Origin of the sequence: Pseudomonas sp. LFS074, assembly GCF_047978165.1 — a bacterium.
In the GTDB taxonomy this organism is placed as follows: domain Bacteria; phylum Pseudomonadota; class Gammaproteobacteria; order Pseudomonadales; family Pseudomonadaceae; genus Aquipseudomonas; species Aquipseudomonas putida_P.
Genome location: NZ_JBFPFV010000001.1, coordinates 1,061,534 through 1,080,127, shown reverse-complemented (window position 1 = coordinate 1,080,127; position 18,594 = coordinate 1,061,534). Strand labels below are relative to the sequence as shown.

General features: G+C 62.3%; 24 protein-coding genes. 11 read left to right on the top strand and 13 right to left on the bottom strand.

The window, feature by feature from the left end; translation table 11 throughout:
• Window positions 1-3 precede the first annotated feature (3 nt).
• From ACNQP3_RS04965 to ACNQP3_RS04945, 5 genes are read right to left on the bottom strand one after another with little or no spacing between them, the layout of a single operon-like run.
• Complete coding sequence (locus ACNQP3_RS04965) at window positions 4-306, bottom strand: STAS domain-containing protein (RefSeq protein ID WP_012270666.1); 303 nt, start codon at window positions 304-306, stop codon at window positions 4-6.
• A complete protein-coding gene (locus tag ACNQP3_RS04960; RefSeq protein ID WP_012270665.1) occupies window positions 303-950 on the bottom strand; it encodes an MlaC/ttg2D family ABC transporter substrate-binding protein in 648 nt (215 codons plus the stop codon). Before ACNQP3_RS04960 ends, ACNQP3_RS04965 begins: the two co-directional genes overlap by 4 nt.
• 9 nt (window positions 951-959) lie before the next feature.
• Window positions 960-1,445: an outer membrane lipid asymmetry maintenance protein MlaD gene (gene mlaD / locus ACNQP3_RS04955; RefSeq protein ID WP_012270664.1), complete on the bottom strand. Its 486-nt coding sequence runs from the start codon at window positions 1,443-1,445 to the stop codon at window positions 960-962.
• Window positions 1,445-2,242, bottom strand: coding sequence for a lipid asymmetry maintenance ABC transporter permease subunit MlaE (gene mlaE / locus ACNQP3_RS04950; protein WP_012270663.1), 798 nt, complete (start codon window positions 2,240-2,242; stop codon window positions 1,445-1,447). Before mlaE ends, mlaD begins: the two co-directional genes overlap by 1 nt.
• Complete coding sequence (locus tag ACNQP3_RS04945) at window positions 2,242-3,051, bottom strand: ATP-binding cassette domain-containing protein (RefSeq protein WP_012270662.1); 810 nt, start codon at window positions 3,049-3,051, stop codon at window positions 2,242-2,244. The genes mlaE and ACNQP3_RS04945 overlap by 1 nt, the downstream gene beginning before the upstream one ends.
• 248 nt (window positions 3,052-3,299) lie before the next feature.
• Here ACNQP3_RS04945 and ACNQP3_RS04940 point away from each other — a divergent pair, with 248 nt between their 5' ends.
• The 10 genes from ACNQP3_RS04940 to ACNQP3_RS04895 all read left to right on the top strand — a co-directional run bounded on the left by ACNQP3_RS04940 (window position 3,300) and on the right by ACNQP3_RS04895 (window position 10,312).
• On the top strand, window positions 3,300-4,274 hold the full coding sequence (locus ACNQP3_RS04940) for a KpsF/GutQ family sugar-phosphate isomerase (protein ID WP_012270661.1): 975 nt from the start codon (window positions 3,300-3,302) through the stop codon (window positions 4,272-4,274).
• Window positions 4,275-4,286: 12 nt separating this feature from the next.
• Window positions 4,287-4,811 (top strand): KdsC family phosphatase, encoded by a 525-nt coding sequence (locus tag ACNQP3_RS04935; protein ID WP_012270660.1) that lies wholly within the window; start codon window positions 4,287-4,289, stop codon window positions 4,809-4,811.
• 8 nt (window positions 4,812-4,819) lie between these two features.
• Window positions 4,820-5,392 (top strand): LPS export ABC transporter periplasmic protein LptC, encoded by a 573-nt coding sequence (gene lptC / locus ACNQP3_RS04930; RefSeq protein ID WP_012270659.1) that lies wholly within the window; start codon window positions 4,820-4,822, stop codon window positions 5,390-5,392.
• A complete protein-coding gene (gene lptA, locus ACNQP3_RS04925; protein WP_012270658.1) occupies window positions 5,379-5,903 on the top strand; it encodes a lipopolysaccharide transport periplasmic protein LptA in 525 nt (174 codons plus the stop codon). The genes lptC and lptA overlap by 14 nt, the downstream gene beginning before the upstream one ends.
• Window positions 5,904-6,629, top strand: a complete 726-nt coding sequence (lptB, locus tag ACNQP3_RS04920) for an LPS export ABC transporter ATP-binding protein (protein ID WP_012270657.1) — start codon at window positions 5,904-5,906, stop codon at window positions 6,627-6,629.
• A gap of 175 nt (window positions 6,630-6,804) precedes the next feature.
• Window positions 6,805-8,298 carry an RNA polymerase factor sigma-54 gene (locus ACNQP3_RS04915; RefSeq protein ID WP_041166385.1) on the top strand — a complete coding sequence of 498 codons (1,494 nt, stop codon included), beginning with the start codon at window positions 6,805-6,807 and terminating at the stop codon, window positions 8,296-8,298.
• 79 nt (window positions 8,299-8,377) lie between these two features.
• A complete protein-coding gene (gene hpf / locus ACNQP3_RS04910) occupies window positions 8,378-8,686 on the top strand; it encodes a ribosome hibernation-promoting factor, HPF/YfiA family (protein WP_003255135.1) in 309 nt (102 codons plus the stop codon).
• A gap of 12 nt (window positions 8,687-8,698) precedes the next feature.
• The gene (ptsN, locus tag ACNQP3_RS04905; RefSeq protein ID WP_060493438.1) at window positions 8,699-9,163 is read left to right on the top strand and encodes a PTS IIA-like nitrogen regulatory protein PtsN; all 465 of its coding nucleotides are present in this window, start codon (window positions 8,699-8,701) and stop codon (window positions 9,161-9,163) included.
• A gap of 2 nt (window positions 9,164-9,165) precedes the next feature.
• Window positions 9,166-10,020, top strand: coding sequence for an RNase adapter RapZ (gene rapZ, locus ACNQP3_RS04900; RefSeq protein WP_012270654.1), 855 nt, complete (start codon window positions 9,166-9,168; stop codon window positions 10,018-10,020).
• 19 nt (window positions 10,021-10,039) lie between these two features.
• Window positions 10,040-10,312, top strand: a complete 273-nt coding sequence (locus ACNQP3_RS04895) for an HPr family phosphocarrier protein (protein ID WP_010952144.1) — start codon at window positions 10,040-10,042, stop codon at window positions 10,310-10,312.
• Window positions 10,313-10,357: 45 nt separating this feature from the next.
• On the opposite strand, the gene ACNQP3_RS04890 is transcribed toward ACNQP3_RS04895, so the two are convergent.
• The 6 genes from ACNQP3_RS04890 to pmbA form a co-directional block, all read right to left on the bottom strand.
• Window positions 10,358-11,251, bottom strand: coding sequence for a ZIP family metal transporter (locus ACNQP3_RS04890; RefSeq protein WP_264317282.1), 894 nt, complete (start codon window positions 11,249-11,251; stop codon window positions 10,358-10,360).
• An 11-nt stretch (window positions 11,252-11,262) separates the two neighbouring features.
• The gene (locus ACNQP3_RS04885; protein WP_012270652.1) at window positions 11,263-11,874 is read right to left on the bottom strand and encodes a superoxide dismutase; all 612 of its coding nucleotides are present in this window, start codon (window positions 11,872-11,874) and stop codon (window positions 11,263-11,265) included.
• A gap of 1 nt (window position 11,875) precedes the next feature.
• The gene (locus ACNQP3_RS04880; RefSeq protein WP_012270651.1) at window positions 11,876-12,337 is read right to left on the bottom strand and encodes a hypothetical protein; all 462 of its coding nucleotides are present in this window, start codon (window positions 12,335-12,337) and stop codon (window positions 11,876-11,878) included.
• Between the two features lie 28 nt (window positions 12,338-12,365).
• Window positions 12,366-13,742 carry a class II fumarate hydratase gene (locus ACNQP3_RS04875; RefSeq protein WP_060515350.1) on the bottom strand — a complete coding sequence of 459 codons (1,377 nt, stop codon included), beginning with the start codon at window positions 13,740-13,742 and terminating at the stop codon, window positions 12,366-12,368.
• Entirely contained in the window at window positions 13,735-14,136 is a 402-nt protein-coding gene (locus ACNQP3_RS04870) for a FagA protein (protein WP_264316851.1), read from the bottom strand. Before ACNQP3_RS04870 ends, ACNQP3_RS04875 begins: the two co-directional genes overlap by 8 nt.
• A gap of 128 nt (window positions 14,137-14,264) precedes the next feature.
• Window positions 14,265-15,611, bottom strand: a complete 1,347-nt coding sequence (gene pmbA / locus ACNQP3_RS04865) for a metalloprotease PmbA (protein ID WP_012270648.1) — start codon at window positions 15,609-15,611, stop codon at window positions 14,265-14,267.
• A 109-nt stretch (window positions 15,612-15,720) separates the two neighbouring features.
• Between pmbA and yjgA the strand changes: the two genes are divergently transcribed.
• Complete coding sequence (yjgA, locus tag ACNQP3_RS04860; protein ID WP_012270647.1) at window positions 15,721-16,242, top strand: ribosome biogenesis factor YjgA; 522 nt, start codon at window positions 15,721-15,723, stop codon at window positions 16,240-16,242.
• A 57-nt stretch (window positions 16,243-16,299) separates the two neighbouring features.
• Here yjgA and tldD read toward each other — a convergent pair whose 3' ends face one another.
• Window positions 16,300-17,739, bottom strand: a complete 1,440-nt coding sequence (gene tldD / locus ACNQP3_RS04855) for a metalloprotease TldD (RefSeq protein WP_060494440.1) — start codon at window positions 17,737-17,739, stop codon at window positions 16,300-16,302.
• A 2-nt stretch (window positions 17,740-17,741) separates the two neighbouring features.
• Window positions 17,742-18,593, bottom strand: a complete 852-nt coding sequence (locus ACNQP3_RS04850) for a carbon-nitrogen hydrolase family protein (protein WP_060494441.1) — start codon at window positions 18,591-18,593, stop codon at window positions 17,742-17,744.
• Window position 18,594 lies beyond the last annotated feature (1 nt).

Below are 18,594 nucleotides of genomic sequence, written 5' to 3'. Positions count from 1 at the left end.
CCATCAGGTTGCCAGCACTTCATCAAGGTCGTAGACCCCGGCAATTTCCCGCATGTCGTCGGGCATGCCACGTACCTCGCACGCCTTGCCGGTGGCCTGCGCGTCGCGAATGTACGCAAGCAATAGCGACAAGCCGACACTCGACGACTTCTCGACAGCCGAGCAATCAAGCACCAGACGTGGCTCGCGAGAACCGTCGATCAGCGCCTTGCCCTGCTTGCGCAAGGCCGGGCCGCTGCGGTAGTCCAGCACACCCGCCAGGCGCAGTACGCCCGGCTCGGCCATGCTCACACCGGCCTCACTCATTGGACGGTCTTCTCTGGCGAGTTGTCGGCCGCCTGCTTGGCCTTGGCCACTTCGCCGGCCCAGCCATCGATGGTCTTGTCCAGGTCGTTGCCGTTGCGCTGCATGGCATCGGCGAACTGATCGCGGAACAGTTTGCCAATATTGATGCCATTGACGATCACGTTACGCACCTTCCACTCACCGCCGATGTTTTCCAGGGTGTACTGCACCGGGTACACGGCACCGTTGTTGCCGGTCACCTTCATGCCGACACTGGCGCGCTTGCCGTCATCGGCCTTGGCCGGATCGACAACGATACCCTGGTTGTTGTATTCGAGCAGGGCATTGCCATAGAACTGCATCAGGCTGCGCTTGAAGTTTTCCTGGAAGCGCTGCATCTGCTCCGGGGTAGCCTTGCGCGAGTACTTGACGGTCATGATGCTGCGGGAAATACCGTCTGCGTCCACCACCGGCCCAAGAATGCGGTTCAGCGATTCATAGAAGGCGTTGGGGTTGGACTTGTACTGCTCCTTGTTGGCCTTGAGGTCGCCGAGCAGTTCATTGGTGGTGCCCTGGACCACATCGTGCGGTGTCTGCGCAGCCATGGTCAGCAAGGGGAAGGCCGCCAGCAGGACCAGCAAGCCACGTCGCAGGATCGAAATCATGGAAACTCCTTAATTAGCCGGTTGCGCTTCTTTCGGTTCCTTGCCAACAGAGTTGAGCAGGAACTTGCCAATCAGATCTTCCAGCACCAGTGCCGACTGGGTGTCATGGATGGTCGCGCCCTCCTTGAGCACCTGGTCTTCACCGCCCACGCTGATGCCGATGTACTTCTCGCCAAGCAGACCTGCGGTCAGGATCGAGGCAGTGGAGTCGGTCGGCAGGTTGTCCACCGACTTGTCCAGTTGCAGCGTCACCCGACCGGTGTAGGAATCACGGTCCAGATCGATGGCGGTGACCTTGCCGATGGTCACACCGGCCATTGTCACTTTAGCTCTGACCGTCAAACCGGCGATATTGTCGAAGTAGGCATAAACTTTATAGGTATCGCTGCTCGGGCTGGCCGACAGCCCGCTGACTCGCAGGGCCAGCAGCAGCAGCGCCAGGATCCCGGCCAGGAGGAACAGGCCGACACCGATTTCCAGGGTGCGGTTTTGCATCAGAAATCTCCAAACATCAAGGCGGTCAGAATAAAGTCCAGACCCAGCACTGCCAACGAGGCATAGACCACGGTCTTGGTGGTGGCACGGCTGATCCCTTCTGAGGTGGGCTCACAGTCGTACCCCTGGAAAACGGCGATCCAGGTTGTGACGAAAGCGAACACCAGGCTCTTGACCAGCCCGTTGAGCACGTCGTCAGTGAATGAAACACTGTTCTGCATGTTGGCCCAGAACGAGCCCTCGTAGACGCCCAGCCAGTCCACCGCCACCCACGAGCCACCCCAGATACCGACCACGCTGAAGATCAGCGCCAGCAGCGGCAGCGAGATGAAACCGGCCCACAAACGTGGCGCAACGATGTACTTGAGCGGGTCGACGCCAATCATTTCCAGGCTCGACAACTGCTCGGTGGACTTCATGTTGCCGATTTCGGCGGTCAACGCGGAACCGGCACGGCCCGCGAACAGCAGCGCCGTCACCACCGGGCCAAGCTCACGCAGCAGGGTCAGGGCAACCATTTGCCCTACCGCCTGTTCCGAGCCGTATTTGGTCAGGATGCTGTAACCCTGCAGCGCCAGCACCATGCCGATGAATACCCCGGACACGACAACGATCGCCAGCGACAGCACACCCACCGAGTACAGCTGCTTGGTCAGCAGTTGGAAGCCGCCGCCAATGCCGCCGCGACCGACCAGCGCATGGAACAGGAACAGGCACGAACGCCCGAGCACGGCCAGCACGTCGATTGCCGAACGGCCCAGCAGACGGACACGTTCGAGTAAGGATTTTCTGCGCATCAACGCGCCCCCAGCAGGTCGGCGCGGTAGTCAGGCGCGGGAAAGTGGAAGGGTACCGGGCCGTCCGGGTCGCCTTTCATGAATTGGCGAATCCGTGGGTTGTCCGAGCCCATCAGCTCATCAGGCGTGCCCTGGCCCAGCACCTGGCCATCACCTACCACGTAGATGTAATCGGCAATGCTGGCGGTTTCTGCCAGGTCATGGGAAACCACGATGCTGGTGATGCCCAGGGCGTCGTTGAGCAGGCGGATCAGGCGCACAAGTACCCCCATGGCGATCGGGTCCTGGCCGACGAACGGTTCGTCGTACATGAGGATCTGCGGGTCCAGGGCAATCGCCCGAGCCAGCGCCACTCGGCGCTTCATGCCACCGGACAGCTCGTCGGGCATCAGGTCGATGGCGCCGCGCAGGCCCACGGCCTGCAGCTTCATCAACACGATGTCACGGATCATTTCATCCGACAGCTGGGTATGCACGCGCAGCGGGAACGCGACGTTCTCGAACACGTCGAGGTCGGTGAACAGCGCGCCGCTCTGGAACAGCACACCCATCTGCTTGCGGGCGTCGAACAGGTCGCTGCGCGACAGCGTCGGCAGGTTCTGGCCGGCCACCCATACCTCACCGCTGGAAGGGCGCAGCTGCGCACCCATCAGGCGGAGCAACGTGGTCTTGCCGCAACCCGATGGTCCCATGATGCCGGTGACCTTGCCGCGCGGGATGCGGATGTCGACGTTGCTGAAAATGCTGCGCGAACCGCGTTTGAAGGTAACCCCCTTCAACTCGACCGCGTAGGCGCTATCCACACTCATCTAGACTCCTTGCTAGTGCAGCCTCGTCCTAATGGACGCCGGCCTCCATCAGGAAGGCACACGCACCCCTGGCAGGCCGAATAGCGGCGAACTATAGCACCGCTGACAGCGCCGCCCCAAGGCCAGGCAAGCAGTCGTTCAGCCCCGAGACAGGCTTTGATGACATTCGCTACAGCAATCGAAGGGGTGAGGGTTTTCTTCATTGCGCGTATAATCGCGGCCTTTTCATCAGGCACTGCTTTTTCGACATGAGCCAATCCAGCGAGCTGATCCAATCCGCCCAACGCACCCTGCGCCTGGAACTCGAGGCCGTAGAGGCCCTGCTGGCGCGCATCGACGACAATTTCGTCAAGGCCTGCGAACTCATCCTGGCCAGCAAGGGCCGGGTTGTCGTGGTCGGCATGGGCAAGTCCGGGCACATCGGCAACAAGATCGCCGCAACCCTCGCCAGCACCGGCACCCCGGCGTTTTTCGTACATCCGGCCGAAGCCAGCCATGGCGACATGGGCATGATCACCCGCGATGATGTCATCCTTGCCCTGTCGAATTCCGGCAGCACTGCCGAAATCGTCACCCTGCTGCCGCTGATCAAACGCCTGGGCATCAAACTTATCAGCCTGACCGGCAACCCGGACTCGCCGCTGGCACAGGCCGCCGAGGTCAACCTCGACGCCCGTGTCGAGCAAGAAGCCTGCCCGCTCAACCTGGCGCCCACCTCCTCCACCACGGCATCGCTGGTACTGGGTGACGCGCTGGCCATCGCCCTGCTCGAGGCCCGCGGCTTCACCGCCGAGGACTTCGCCTTCTCGCACCCAGGCGGTGCGCTGGGCCGCCGCCTGCTGCTGAAGGTCGAGAACGTCATGCACAGCGGCGATGAGCTGCCTCAGGTACCTCGCGGCACCCTGCTCAAGGATGCGCTGCTTGAAATGTCCCGCAAAGGTTTGGGCATGACCGTGATCGTCGAGCCCGATGGCAAGCTGGCCGGGATCTTCACCGACGGCGACCTGCGCCGCAGCCTGGACCGCAACATCGATGTGCACACCACCCTGATCGACCAGGTCATGACCGTTCATGGCAAGACCGCGCGGGCCGAAATGCTCGCCGCCGAAGCCCTGAAGATCATGGAAGACCACAAGATCGGCGCCCTGGTGGTGGTGGACCGCGAGGACCGCCCGACCGGCGCCCTGAACATGCACGACCTGCTGCGCGCCGGCGTAATGTAAAGGAGCGATGGAATGAACCAGGACCTCATGCAACGCGGCAAGAGCATCAAGCTCGCGGTATTCGACGTGGACGGCGTGCTCACCGACGGGCGCCTGTACTTCCTCGAGGACGGCAGCGAATTCAAGACCTTCAACACGCTCGATGGCCAGGGCATCAAGATGCTCATGGCCTCGGGGGTGACCACCGCCATCATCAGCGGGCGCAAGACCCCGGTGGTCGAGCGTCGCGCCAAGAACCTCGGTATCCCGCACCTGTATCAGGGGCGCGAGGATAAATTGGTGGTGCTTGACGGCCTGCTCGCCGAACTGGGCCTAAGCTATGATCAAGTGGCCTACCTGGGGGATGACCTGCCCGACCTGCCGGTGATTCGCCGGGTGGCACTGGGCATGGCTGTAGCCAACGCCGCACCGTTCGTACGCCAGCACGCTCATGGCGTGACCCAGGCACGCGGTGGCGAAGGCGCGGCCCGTGAATTCTGCGAACTGATCATGCAGGCCCAGGGCACCCTGGACGCTGCCAACGCCAACTACCTGTAAGGCTGCCCATGTTCAGCAAGAAAGCCCGAAACATTGTGCTGCTCGGGGCGATCGCCGCCCTGCTGGTAGCCATTGGCTACTGGAATGTCAGCCCGGAAAGCTTCCTCGACAAGCCGGTGGCCCAAGTCGACGAAAGCGCCATCGACTATTACGCGATCAACGCCCACAGCGTGCAGTTCCTGCCCGACGGCAAGCTGCAGTACGAAATGACCGCCGACAAGGTCGAGCACCTCAAGGCCAGCGAAATTACCCTGCTGACCACGCCGGACCTGCACATGTACCGCGGCACCGAATACCCGTGGCACGTACAAAGCACCCGCGCCGAGGTCAACCCGGACGGTACCGAGGTCGAGCTGATCGACAAGGTACGGGTTGCCCGCACCGACGAAAAGCAGCGTGAAACCATCATTACCAGCTCACGCATGACCGTGTTCCCGCAGAAGCAATATGCGCAGACCGAGCAAGCCGTTAGAATCGACGGCGCCGGTGGCACAACTACGGGCAAAGGAATGAAAGCGTATTTGAAAGAAGGCAAGATGGACTTGCTCTCTAACGTAAGAGGACAGTATGAGGCTCGTTAAAACCCTCCCCCTTTTGCTCAGCCTGAGCGCAGCACTGGGAAGCGCGAGCGCCCTCGCCCTGCCGAATGACCGTGACCAGCCTATCCGCATCCAGGCCGATAACGCCCACCTGGATGACAAGCAAGGCGTGGCCACCTACACCGGCGACGTGATCATCACCCAGGGTTCGATGATGATCAAAGGCAACACCGTGACCATCACCCGTTCCGCCTCCGGCGATATCGACGTGGTGACCTCGGTGGGCAACCTGGCCTACTTCGAGCAGCAGCAGAGCGCAGCCAAGCCGGACAAGATGAAGGGCTGGGGCGTGACCATCCAGTACCAGTCGCAGAAGGACCTGGTGATCCTCACCGACCGCGCCAAGGTCGAGAACGAAGGCAACACCACCGAAGGCGAGAAGATCGTCTACAACACCCAGACCCAGGTGGCGACCGCCGGTCGCGGTGGCAACGTGACTACACCGCGTCAGCGTATCGACATGGTGATCCAGCCCAAGAAGAAGGCCGAGTAAATGGCAACCCTCAAAGCCCAGCACCTGGCCAAGAGCTACAAGGGCCGGCAGGTGGTACGTGATGTCAGCCTGTCGATCGACAGCGGCCAGATCGTCGGCCTGCTCGGCCCTAACGGCGCCGGCAAGACCACCTGCTTCTACATGATCGTCGGGCTGGTCCAGGCCGAACAGGGCCGGGTACTGATCGACAACCTCGATGTCAGCCATCAGCCCATGCATGGCCGTGCGCGCGCCGGTATCGGCTACCTGCCGCAGGAAGCTTCGATCTTCCGCAAGCTGTCGGTGGCCGACAACATCATGGCCATCCTCGAAACCCGCAAGGACCTGGACCGCGAAGGCCGCCGCAAGGAGCTGGAAAGCCTGCTGCAGGAGTTCCACATCAGCCACATCCGCGACAACCTCGGCATGAGCCTGTCCGGCGGTGAACGCCGCCGCGTCGAAATTGCCCGCGCCCTGGCGACCGCACCCAAGTTCATCCTGCTGGACGAACCGTTCGCAGGTGTCGACCCGATCTCGGTCGGCGACATCAAGCAGATCATCCACCACCTCAAGGCCAAAGGTATCGGTGTACTGATCACCGACCACAACGTGCGTGAGACCCTGGATATCTGCGAAACCGCCTACATCGTCAACGATGGCCGGTTGATTGCCGAAGGCGACGCCGAAACCATCCTTGCCAACGATCTGGTCAAAGAGGTTTACCTGGGCCACGAGTTCCGCCTCTGACCCGAGGCGCGCCTGGAGTACCGGCAAATAGCCCCAAAACTACGGGTAAAGTTGTTACGGTACTCTAGGCAAACGCTACAATTTAAGGCATAAAACTTGCTTGATCTGGCGCCTCGGCGCCCTCGTGTAGTGGATGGCGCATGCGCGCCGGCGAACAAGGTATTAAGCCCCAGCCATGAAACCATCGCTCGTCCTAAAAATGGGCCAGCAACTGACGATGACACCGCAGTTGCAACAGGCCATCCGTCTGCTCCAGCTTTCCACCCTGGACCTCCAACAGGAAATCCAGGAAGCGCTGGAGTCGAACCCGATGCTCGAACGTCAGGAAGACGGCGACGACTTCGACAACAGCGACCCGATGGCGGACAACGCCGAAAACAAGCCGGCCGCCGAAGCCCAGGACAATAGCTTCCAGGAAAGCACTGTCAGTGCCGACAGCCTGGAAGACGGTGAGTGGAGCGAGCGCATCCCCAACGAGCTTCCGGTCGATACCGCCTGGGAAGACATCTACCAGACCAGCGCCAGCAGCCTGCCGAGCAACGATGACGACGAGTGGGACTTCACCACCCGCACATCGGCCGGCGAGAGCCTGCAAAGCCACCTGCTGTGGCAGCTGAACCTGGCGCCGATGTCCGATACCGACCGCCTGATCGCCGTCACCCTGATCGACAGCATCAACGGCCAGGGGTATCTGGAAGACACCCTCGAGGAAATCTGCGCAGGTTTCGACCCTGAGCTGGATATCGAGCTGGACGAAGTCGAAGCGGTACTGCACCGCATCCAGCAGTTCGAGCCAGCTGGCGTGGGCGCACGTAACCTGGGCGAATGCCTGCTGCTGCAACTGCGCCAGCTGCCCGCCAGCACCCCGTGGATGACCGAAGCCAAGCGCCTGGTCACCGATTTCATCGACCTGCTCGGCAGCCGCGACTACAGCCAGTTGATGCGGCGCATGAAAATCAAGGAAGACGAGCTGCGCCAGGTCATCGAGCTGGTGCAAAGCCTCAACCCGCGCCCCGGTTCGCAGATCGAATCCAGCGAGCCCGAGTACGTAGTGCCTGACGTCATCGTGCGCAAGGACAGCGAGCGCTGGCTGGTGGAGCTGAACCAGGAAGCCATCCCACGCCTGCGCGTCAACCCACAGTACGCGGGCTTCGTACGCCGTGCCGACACCAGCGCCGACAACACCTTCATGCGCAACCAGCTGCAAGAAGCGCGCTGGTTCATCAAGAGCCTGCAAAGCCGCAATGAAACACTGATGAAGGTTGCCACGCAGATCGTCGAGCACCAGCGCGGCTTCCTCGACCACGGCGATGAAGCAATGAAGCCGTTGGTGTTGCACGACATCGCCGAAGCGGTGGGCATGCACGAGTCGACCATTTCGCGGGTTACCACGCAAAAGTACATGCACACACCGCGTGGCATCTACGAACTGAAATACTTTTTCTCCAGCCACGTCAGCACCTCCGAAGGCGGAGAATGCTCGTCCACGGCGATCCGCGCGATCATCAAAAAACTGGTTGCAGCGGAAAATCAGAAAAAGCCATTGAGTGACAGCAAGATCGCTGGTTTACTGGAGGCACAAGGCATCCAGGTAGCCCGTCGCACCGTCGCCAAGTACCGCGAGTCCCTCGGCATCGCACCGTCGAGCGAGCGCAAGCGACTGATGTAGCCCCTGAGATGTGCCACAGCGTTTGTGGGGCAGGTGCAAGACCTGCTTCTTTATGCACGGGCAACAAAGGAGAAGCTGTATGCAAGTCAATATCAGTGGACAGCATGTAGAAGTCACCCAGCCACTTCGCGATTATGTGCTTGAAAAGCTCGCTCGCGTGGAAAGTCACTTCGACAAGATCACCAACGTGCAGGTCATCATGAAAGTCGAGAAGCTGCAGCAGAAGGTCGAAGCGACCCTGCAGATTCCCGGCGGCGAAGTGGTAGCCAACGCCGAACACGAAGATATGTATGCAGCGATCGACGCCTTGGCCGACAAGCTCGACCGCCAACTGAAAAAACACAAGGAAAAACAGCAAAGCCTGCTGCAAGGTGCAGCTGCCCGCTGATCCCCCTCATCCATGATCCGACTTGAAACCATCCTGACCCCCGGCCGTTCCCTTGTGAACGTGCCGGGCGGCAGCAAGAAGCGCGCCCTGGAAAAGGTCGCCACCGTCATCGCCGATCAAGTGCCAGAACTGGAGATGCAGGACGTCTTCGAAAAACTGGTCGCCCGGGAAAAACTCGGTTCTACCGGTTTCGGCAATGGCATCGCCATTCCGCACTGCCGGCTTGAAGGATGTTCCGCTCCTGTCAGCGCCCTGCTGCACCTTGAAGCACCTATCGATTACGACGCCATCGATGGCGCGCCGGTGGACCTGATGTTCGTCCTCTTGGTGCCCGAAGCCGCTACCGATGCGCATCTGGAACTGCTGCGTCAGATCGCCAGCATGCTCGATCGCAAGGAGGTCCGTGATCGCCTGCGTGCGGCCACCAGCAGTGAGGCCCTGTTCCAGGTTGTCCTGGACGTACAGAACGAGCACTGAACATGCGCCTGATCATTGTCAGCGGCCGGTCCGGCTCCGGCAAGAGCACTGCCCTCGATGTCCTGGAAGACAACGGTTTCTACTGCATCGACAACCTGCCGGCCGGGCTGCTGCCGCAGTTGGCGGAAGACGCACTGATCAACACCGAACTGCTGCAACCGAAGGTTGCCGTGTCGATCGACGCACGCAACCTGCCCAGCCACCTGACGCGCTTCCCCGAATTGCTCGAAGAAGCCCGCGCGCGGAACATCCAGTGCGACGTGCTGTTCCTGGATGCCGACGAAGATATGCTGCTCAAGCGCTTCTCGGAAACCCGCCGCCGCCACCCGCTGACCAACGCCAACCGCTCGCTCGCGGAAGCAATCCGCGTGGAAAGCGATTTGCTGGGGCCGATCGCCGACCTGGCCGACCTGAAAATCGACACCACCAACCTGAACCTGTATCAGCTGCGTGACTCGATCAAGCTGCGCCTGCTCAACCAACCCGAGCCTGGCACTGCGTTCCTGGTCGAGTCGTTCGGCTTCAAGCGCGGCATGCCGGTCGACGCCGACCTGGTGTTCGATGTGCGCTGCCTGCCCAACCCCTACTGGAAGCCCGAGCTGCGAGAGCACTCGGGCCTCGACCAGCCAGTGATCGACTACCTGGCTGCCCAGCCGGATGTCGAAGACATGTACAACGACATTTCGGGCTATCTGCTCAAGTGGTTGCCCCGCTTCGCCGCCAGCAACCGCGCTTATGTCACCATTGCCATCGGCTGCACCGGCGGCCATCACCGTTCGGTGTACATCACCGAGCGCCTTGGCCAACACCTGCAGCAAACCCTGAAAAACGTCCAGGTCCGCCACCGCGACCTCTAGCCCAAGGATCCGCCCCACGATGCCCGCCCGCGAAATCACCATCATCAACAAGTTGGGCCTGCATGCCCGGGCGGCAGCCAAGTTCGTCGGCGTGGCCGGCCGCTTCCCCTGCCAGGTACGGGTTGGACGTGCGCCGGACAAGCTGGTGGATGGCAAGAGCATAATGGCGGTGATGATGCTGGCAGCGGGCAAAGGCACCCAGGTGCACCTGCATACCGAGGGTGAGCAAGACAGCGATGCCATGGACGCGCTGGTCGAACTGATCAACAACTTCTTCGACGAAGGCGAATAAAGCCGGCACACTCCTTGTTGGAGTGCGCGCCAACCTGATGATGAATCAGGACATCGCGGTATCCATCACCATCATCAGACAGAAGCCGATACACAACCCCAGGCTAGCCAGCCGATGGTGGCCATTGCTGCGCGACTCCGGGATGATTTCCTGGGTGACCACTAGCAGCATCGCCCCCGCCGCACAGGCCAAACCCAGCGGCAGCAGGAGTTCGGCAACATTCACCAGCCAGGCACAGATCACTGCGGCCACCGGTTCGACCAGCCCTGACGCAGCGCCTATCAGGAAAGCTTTGAAACGCGGCATGCCCGCCCCGGCCAGCACCAGCGCAATCACCAGCCCCTCAGGCACATCCTGCAACGCAATGCCCATGGCCAGGCTGTCGGCGTCGGCCATGCCGCCACCGGCCGACACTCCAATCGCCATGCCTTCAGGGATGTTGTGCGCAATGATGGCAATGACAAACAGCCAGATACGTGCAGCAATCACCGGCTGATTGTCGGGGCCAACCAGCGCTTCTGGCGAGGCGCCAGACACCTTGAGGTCGACCAGAAACAGGCACAGCGCACCGAACAACAAGCCGAAGCTGATCAGGCCACCCGCGCCCCAAGGGCTGAACCCGATGGACTGGGCGGCATCCAACCCCGGAATGATCAGGGAAAACGCGGTGGCTGCCAGCATCACACCGGCGCCGAAACCCAGCAGCGTGTCGGCCAGCGCCACTGGCATGTTGCGAATGACCAGTACCGGTACTGCGCCCAGTGCAGTGCCCAGCGCACATAGCGCACCGCCCTCAAGGGCGCGAAGCATGCGCGGCTCCAGGTCCAGCCAGGCGAGGCCACGCGCTACCAGCAGCGCGGTGCCAGCCAGCAACAGCAAGGTCCCAAGCGCCAGGCGGAACAGGCGCACACTGCTGACAGACATCACCTCAGAGCGCATACCGGTTCGACTCACTTCAGGGCTTCGAGGTAACGGCGCTCCACTTGCGCCCAGTCAATGACGTTGTAGAAGGCGCCGATGTATTCCGGACGACGGTTCTGGTACTTGAGGTAATACGCGTGCTCCCACACGTCCAGGCCGAGGATTGGCGTATTGCCGTGCATCAACGGGCTGTCTTGGTTGCCACTGCTCTCTACCACCAGGGTTTTCTGCGGTGTCACGCTTAGCCAGGCCCAGCCGCTGCCGAAGCGCGTCAGCGCAGCCTTGGTGAAAGCCTCCTTGAAAGCCTCGAAGCCGCCCAGTTGCGCGGTGACAGCTTGCGCCAGCTGGCCCACAGGCTCACCGCCACCCTGTGGCGACATGACGGTCCAGAACAGGCTGTGGTTGGCGTGGCCGCCGCCGTGGTTGGTCACTGCGCCACGCAGGTTTTCCGGAAGTTGCTTGACGGCGCCAACCAGCTTCTCAACCGGCCATTCGGCCCACTCGGTACCTTCGATAGCGGCGTTGAGACCATTCACGTAGGTCTGATGATGCTTGGTGTGGTGGATTTCCATGGTCTGGGCGTCGATGTGCGGCTCCAGCGCGTCATAGGCGTATGGCAATGCAGGCAGGGTATGTGGCATGTCAGTGAATTCCGTAGGCATGGGTTCTGGGTGCCAGGTCCCGCTGGGCAGCGAGCTCGCTGGCCCCGGCGCTGTGGCGACTTAGCAGGCGCTCGGTACGCGGGTACTGGCCGTACTCGGCGATGAAACTCAGCAGTTCGGTGTAGGTGCGCCCGCTGTGGCGCAAGGCCGCATCACGCAGCGCCTGCGGCAGGCGCGTCTCCTGGCTGGCCTGCAGCAGCCGCTGGTGAGCGGCGCACAAGTAGTCGGCGCTTTCCTGCGGCTGGTTCAGGCGCAGGTGCAAGTCGGCCAGGTTATGGTGGGCGATGACGAAAGCGGCCACCGCTTCGTCGACGTCATGCCAGCGCTCGAACAGCACCTGGGCCAGCGCCAGGGCTTGCAGGTAGTGTTCCCGGGCGTCGACCAGCTCGCCTTGATCGAACAGGCGGTTGGCGGTTTCCGTGGTGCGTTTCCAGTGCTGCATGGCAAATCTCCTTGGCGGTGACGCAGGGTCAGATTCCGCCGGCGGTGAGTTTTTCCGGGTCCAGCAGTGCTTCGAGCTGGTCACGCGACAAATCGGTGTGCTCCAGCGCCACATCGATGATCGGGCGACCTTGCTTGTACGCGGTCTTGGCGATTTCGGCGGCCTTGAGGTAGCCGATGATCGGGTTCAGCGCAGTGACCAGGATCGGGTTGCGCGCCAGGGCTTCCTTGAGCTTGCCCTCGTTGACCTTGAAGGTGGCGATGGCCTTGTCGGCCAGCAAGCGGCTGACGTTGGCCATCAGCTCGATGCTTTCCAGCAGGTTGCGGGCGATCACCGGCAGCATCACGTTCAGCTCGAAGTTACCGGACTGCCCCGCGATGGCGATGGTGGCGTCGTTGCCGATCACCTGGGCGGCGACCATGGCAGTGGCCTCCGGGATCACCGGGTTGACCTTGCCCGGCATGATCGAAGAGCCAGGCTGCAGGCCTTGCAGCTCGATTTCGCCCAGGCCGGCCAGCGGGCCGGAGTTCATCCAGCGCAGGTCGTTGGCAATTTTCATCAGTGCCACAGCGGTAGTCTTGAGCTGGCCAGACAGGGCCACGGCGGTATCCTGCGAACCGATCAGGGCAAACAGGTTTTGCCCTGGGGTGAACTCGACTTGGGTCAGGCCACTGAGTTGGCGGGCAAACACGCCAGCGAACCGGGGGTGGGCATTGATGCCGGTACCCACGGCGGTGCCGCCCTGGGCCAGCGCCTGCAGGCTCGGCAAGGTGGCTTCGAGGTGTGCCTTGGCGCCGTTGATCTGTGCCGCCCAGCCATCCAGCACCTGGCTCATGCGCACCGGCATGGCGTCCATCAGGTGGGTGCGGCCCGTTTTCACATACTGATGCACTTGCGCCGACTTGGCCTCGATCACCTGTACCAGGTGCGCCAAGGCTGGCAGCAACTGTTCGTGCAGGGCCAGCGCGGCACTGACGTGGATAGTGGTCGGGATGATGTCATTGCTGCTCTGGCCACAGTTGACGTGATCATTGGCATTGACTGCCTCACCCAGTACGCGGCTGGCCAAGGTCGCGATCACTTCGTTGGCGTTCATGTTCGAGCTGGTGCCGGAGCCGGTCTGGAACACATCGACCGGGAAATGCTGGATGAAGTCTTCGGCCAACAGTTGCTCGACAGCCTTGACGATGGCTTGGCCCTGCGCGGCGGACAGTTGTTCCAGCTCGATGTTGGCCTTGGCCGCGGCTGCCTTGGCCAGCAGCAGAGCACGAATGAACTGGGCCGGCATGCGCTGGCCGCTGATCGGGAAGTTGTCGACCGCGCGTTGGGTCTGGGCGCCGTACAGGGCCTGGGCAGGCACCTGCAGTTCACCCATGCTGTCACGCTCGATACGGGTATCACTCATCATAAAATCCTTGCATCAGTTCATCGGGAGAAATCGACGGCAGCAGGCGGCAATTGGCCAACTGCAGGGCGTAGGGTTGCCAGCGCTGGTTCTGCTCCTGGCGGTCGAGGTTGCGCAGGTCCAGCAGCGGTCGCCAGGCCTGGTCCAGGCACTGGCAGCGCCAATGCCAGGGCAGCATGCGGTCGCAGGCGGTATCCAGCAGCAGGCGGAAGGAGGTCAGTGCCACCGTCCATGACGAGGTTTGCGTACAGCACACCAGGTAGCGGCCTTCGGCCAGGTAATGCTCGATCAGCCGTGGCTCGTCAGGCTCGAGCGCACAGCGAATGCGCCGGCTGAGCCAGCGCCAGTTTTCCAGGTAGGGCAGTTCGCGGAGGACGGGTTTCATGAACATCATCGCCGGGTGACTGGATAATGATATTCATTATTAAGTGATAAATAGAATCACTTCAAGTATCCGTTAGTGAAAGAAAAACCCGGCACGATGGCCGGGTCTTCGATTTCACTGCATGTTTCTGGCGGCAATTAGCTACCCGCGACGGTCATCCGCTCGATCAGCACCGACCCGGTATGGATATTGCTGCGCGTTTCAAGATCGTTACCGATCGCGACAATTTGCTGGAACATGTCTTTCATATTGCCGGCGATGGTCACTTCTTGAACCGCGTGCTGGATCTCGCCATTTTCGACCCAGAAGCCAGCTGCACCACGGGAATAATCCCCCGTCACCATGTTCAGCCCATGCCCCATCAGCTCGGTCACCAGCAGGCCGCGGCCCATACGGCGAATCAACGCGGCCTGGTCTTCGACGCCGTGGGTGACGAACAGGTTGTGCACACCACCGGAGTTGGCCGTGCTTGGCAAGCCCAGCTTGCGCCCGGAATAGGTGCCCAGCAGGTACGACACCAGCTCGCCTTTGTCGACGAACGGCTTGGCGTAGGTGGCCAGGCCATCACCGTCGAACGCGGCGCTACCCAACGCGCGCGGAATGTGCGGGCGCTCGTCGAGGGTAAGCCAGGAAGGGAACAGGCGCTGGCCAATGGTACCTTCGAGGAAGGACGACTTGCGGTACAGGTTGCCGCCGGAAATAGCCGACAGGAAGCTGCCGAACAGGCCACCGGCCAGTTCGGCCGAAAACAGCACCGGCACCTCGCAAGTGGGAACCGGCCGGGCACCCAGTCGGCTGGCAGCACGCTGTGCAGCGCGAACGCCAATGCTGCGCGGGTCGGCCAGCAAGTTGCCCCGACGGTTCACGTCGTACCAGTAGTCACGCTGCATCTGCCCTTCGCCTTCGGCGATCATCACGCAGCTCAGGCTGTGCCGGGTCGAGGCGTACCCACCGATGAAGCCATGGCTGTTGCCATACACGCGGCAGCCCTGGTGGGTATTGAGGGTGGTGCCATCGGCGTTGAGGATGCGCGGGTCGGCATCAAACGCCGCCGCCTCGCAGGCCAGGGCCATTTCGATGGCCTTTTCGGGTTCGATATCCCAATCGTGGTACAGGTCCAGATCAGGAATTTCACGGGCCATCAGCGCCGCGTCGGCCAAGCCCGAACATTCGTCTTCGGAAGTATGCTTGGCAATGGCCAGGGCAGCGGCAACGGTTTCGCGGATCGCGTCCGGGCCACTGGCCGAAGTGCTGGCCGAGCCTTTGCGCTGGCCAACATAAAGGGTGATACCAAAGCCCTGGTCGCGGTTGAATTCGACCGTCTCGACTTCACGCTGGCGTACCGTGGTGGACAAGCCCTGCTCCAGCGAAACTGCCACTTCGCAGGCACTGGCCCCTTGGCGGCGCGCCTCGGCGATGATCGCCTCGACCTGCTCCTGCAATGCTGGCAGGTCTTTCGGACCTACGCTCTGGACTGCACTCATGGTTCTCTCCACTCAAATTCTGCGTACGGCTTGGGGTCATTCTACGACCGGGCCGGACAAGCGGCCCCCGACTGGTTATCATGGCGACGATTTCTAGCGGACTGCCACCATGGTTGATTCAAACAACGACGCCTTCGACGGCGAAAAAAGCAAAACCCAGATCAAGCGCGAACTGCATGAGCTGGTCGAACTCGGTGAGCGCCTTACCACGCTCAAAGCCGATACCCTGGCCCGCCTGCCGTTGACCGACGAGCTGCGCAAGGCCCTGGCCGAGGCCAGCAAGCACACCGCTCATGGTGCCCGTAAACGCCACATGTCGTTTGTCGGCAAGCTCATGCGCGTGCAGGACCTCGATGCCATCCACGCCCTGCTCGAGCAGATGGACAGCTCGAGCCGCCAGTACAACGAGCGTTTCCACAGCCTGGAGCGCTGGCGCGACCGGCTGATCGACGGCAACGACGAGGACCTCGAGCGCTTCGTCAACGAGTACCCCGACACCGACCGCCAGCAGCTGCGCTCACTGGTGCGCCATGCCCAGCACGAAAAGGCCCGGAACAAGCCGCCAGCCGCCGCGCGCAAGGTATTCAAGTACATCCGCGACCTCGACGAGTTGCAGCGCGGGTTGCGCTGACATACGGGACCGATGTGGCAGCGAGCATGCCCGCTGCCACATCGGTCCCCGCAGCCATCACGCCCCGGTACCGCCCACGGTAATCGCATCCAGCTTCAAAGTCGGCTGCCCGACCCCCACTGGCACCGACTGCCCGTCCTTGCCGCATGTCCCTACCCCGCTGTCCAGCGCCAGGTCGTTACCGACCATCGACACACGGCTCATCGCCTCCGGCCCATTGCCGATCAGGGTCGCGCCCTTCACCGGGGCGGTAATCTTGCCGTCTTCGATCAGGTAGGCCTCACTGGTCGAGAACACGAACTTGCCGCTGGTGATGTCCACCTGGCCACCACCGAGGTTGGCGCAGTAGATACCCTTCTTCACCGACGCAATGATTTCCTGCGGGTCGCTTTCGCCGGCTCGCATGTAGGTGTTGGTCATGCGTGGCATCGGCAGGTGCGCATAGGATTCACGGCGGCCGTTGCCGGTCACCGCCATGCCCATCAGACGCGCGTTCAGCTTGTCCTGCATGTAGCCCTTGAGTACGCCGTTCTCGATCAGCGTGGTGCATTCGGTCGGGGTGCCTTCGTCATCCACGCTCAGCGATCCACGGCGGCCTTCCAGGGTGCCATCGTCCACGATGGTGCACAGGCTCGACGCCACTTTCTCGCCGATGCGGCCACTGAATGCCGAACTCCCCTTGCGGTTGAAGTCGCCCTCCAGGCCATGGCCGACCGCCTCGTGCAACAGCACGCCCGACCAGCCCGAACCCAACACCACCGGCAAGGTACCGGCCGGCGCCGGGATGGCCTCCAGGTTCACCAAGGCCTGGCGCAGCGCCTCGCGGGCATACCCCATCACCCGCTCTTCGGTGAAGAAACGGTAATCGGTACGCCCGCCACCGCCCTGCCCACCGCGCTCGCGACGGCCGTTCTGCTCGACGATGACGCTGACGTTGAAGCGCACCAGGGGGCGCACGTCGGCGGCCAGGCTGCCATCGGCCGCCGCGATCAGGATGCGCTCCCAGACTCCGGCCATGCTCACGCTGACTTGCTGAATGCGGGGGTCCAAGGCGCGGGTAGCGGCATCGACACGCTTGAGCAGCTCGACCTTTTCGGCACGGCTGAGCACGTCCAGCGGGTTGTCCGCGGCATACAGGGCAGTCACCTCCTGGCTGCGGAAGGCCTGCACCGTGCCGTTCTGCCCAGCGCGGGAAATCGAACGGGCCGCACGGGCTGCCGAAGTCAGTGCTTCGAGGTTGATGGCATTGCTGTAGGCGAAACCGGTTTTTTCATCGGATTGGGCACGCACGCCCACGCCTTGGTCGAGGTTGAAACTGCCCTCTTTGACGATGCCGTCTTCCAGCGCCCAGGTTTCCGAGATCTGGCCCTGGAAATACAGGTCGGCGGCGTCGATGCCGGGGCCGGCCAACTCACCCAGTACGCTCTGCAGGCTGTCCAGGGTCAAGCCGCCTGGGGCCAGGAGCTGCTCACTGACGGTGGATAACATCTGGCTCATAGTCACTCCGAGGTGTGCGCAGGCCGCAACGCGCCCTGCGAAAAAAAGCGCCGGTGCGAAACCACCGGCATGCGCGCCCGAATGGACGCTTGTTCTTCAATGTCGCGCTCGGCAAGCAGTACCGCTTCGCCTTGCGCCTGTTCTGCGACGATGCGCCCCCAAGGGTCGACGATCGCCGCATGGCCATGGGTTTCCCGTGGGCCTGGGTGGGTGCCTCCCTGCGCCGCAGCCAGCAGGTAGCACTGGGTTTCGATGGCCCGGGCGCGCACCAGCACCTCCCAATGTGCCGCGCCGGTCACGGCGGTAAAAGCAGCCGGCGCAGTGATCAGCTCCGCGCCGGCAGCACGCAATGCGCTGTACAGTTCGGGGAAACGCAAGTCGTAGCACACGCTAAGCCCCAGCCGCCCGACGGGCGTGTCGGCCACCACCACTTGGTCGCCATGGGCGTAGTCGTCCGATTCACGGTAGCGGCCGCGATTATCGGCAACGTCCACGTCGAACAAGTGCAGCTTGTCATAACGCGCCACCACCTCGCCGTGTTCATCGATCAGCAGCGAGCAGGCATGGGCCTTGGACTCAGGCCGGCCGACCGGTGGCAAAGGCAAGGTACCGGCAACAATCCATAACTTGAGGTCGCGGGCGGTGCGTTTCAACCATGGCAGAATCGGCCCATCACCCAAGGCTTCGGCACGGCCAATGGCTGCGGCGTCCTTGCGGCCCATGGCGGCGAAGTTTTCCGGCAGTACCGCCAGCCGTGCGCCGCCCAACGCTGCCTGCTCCAGCAGGGCACCGGCACGCTGCAGGTTGGCCAGCACGTCATCCTGGCTGACCATCTGGATTACCGCTGCCTTCATG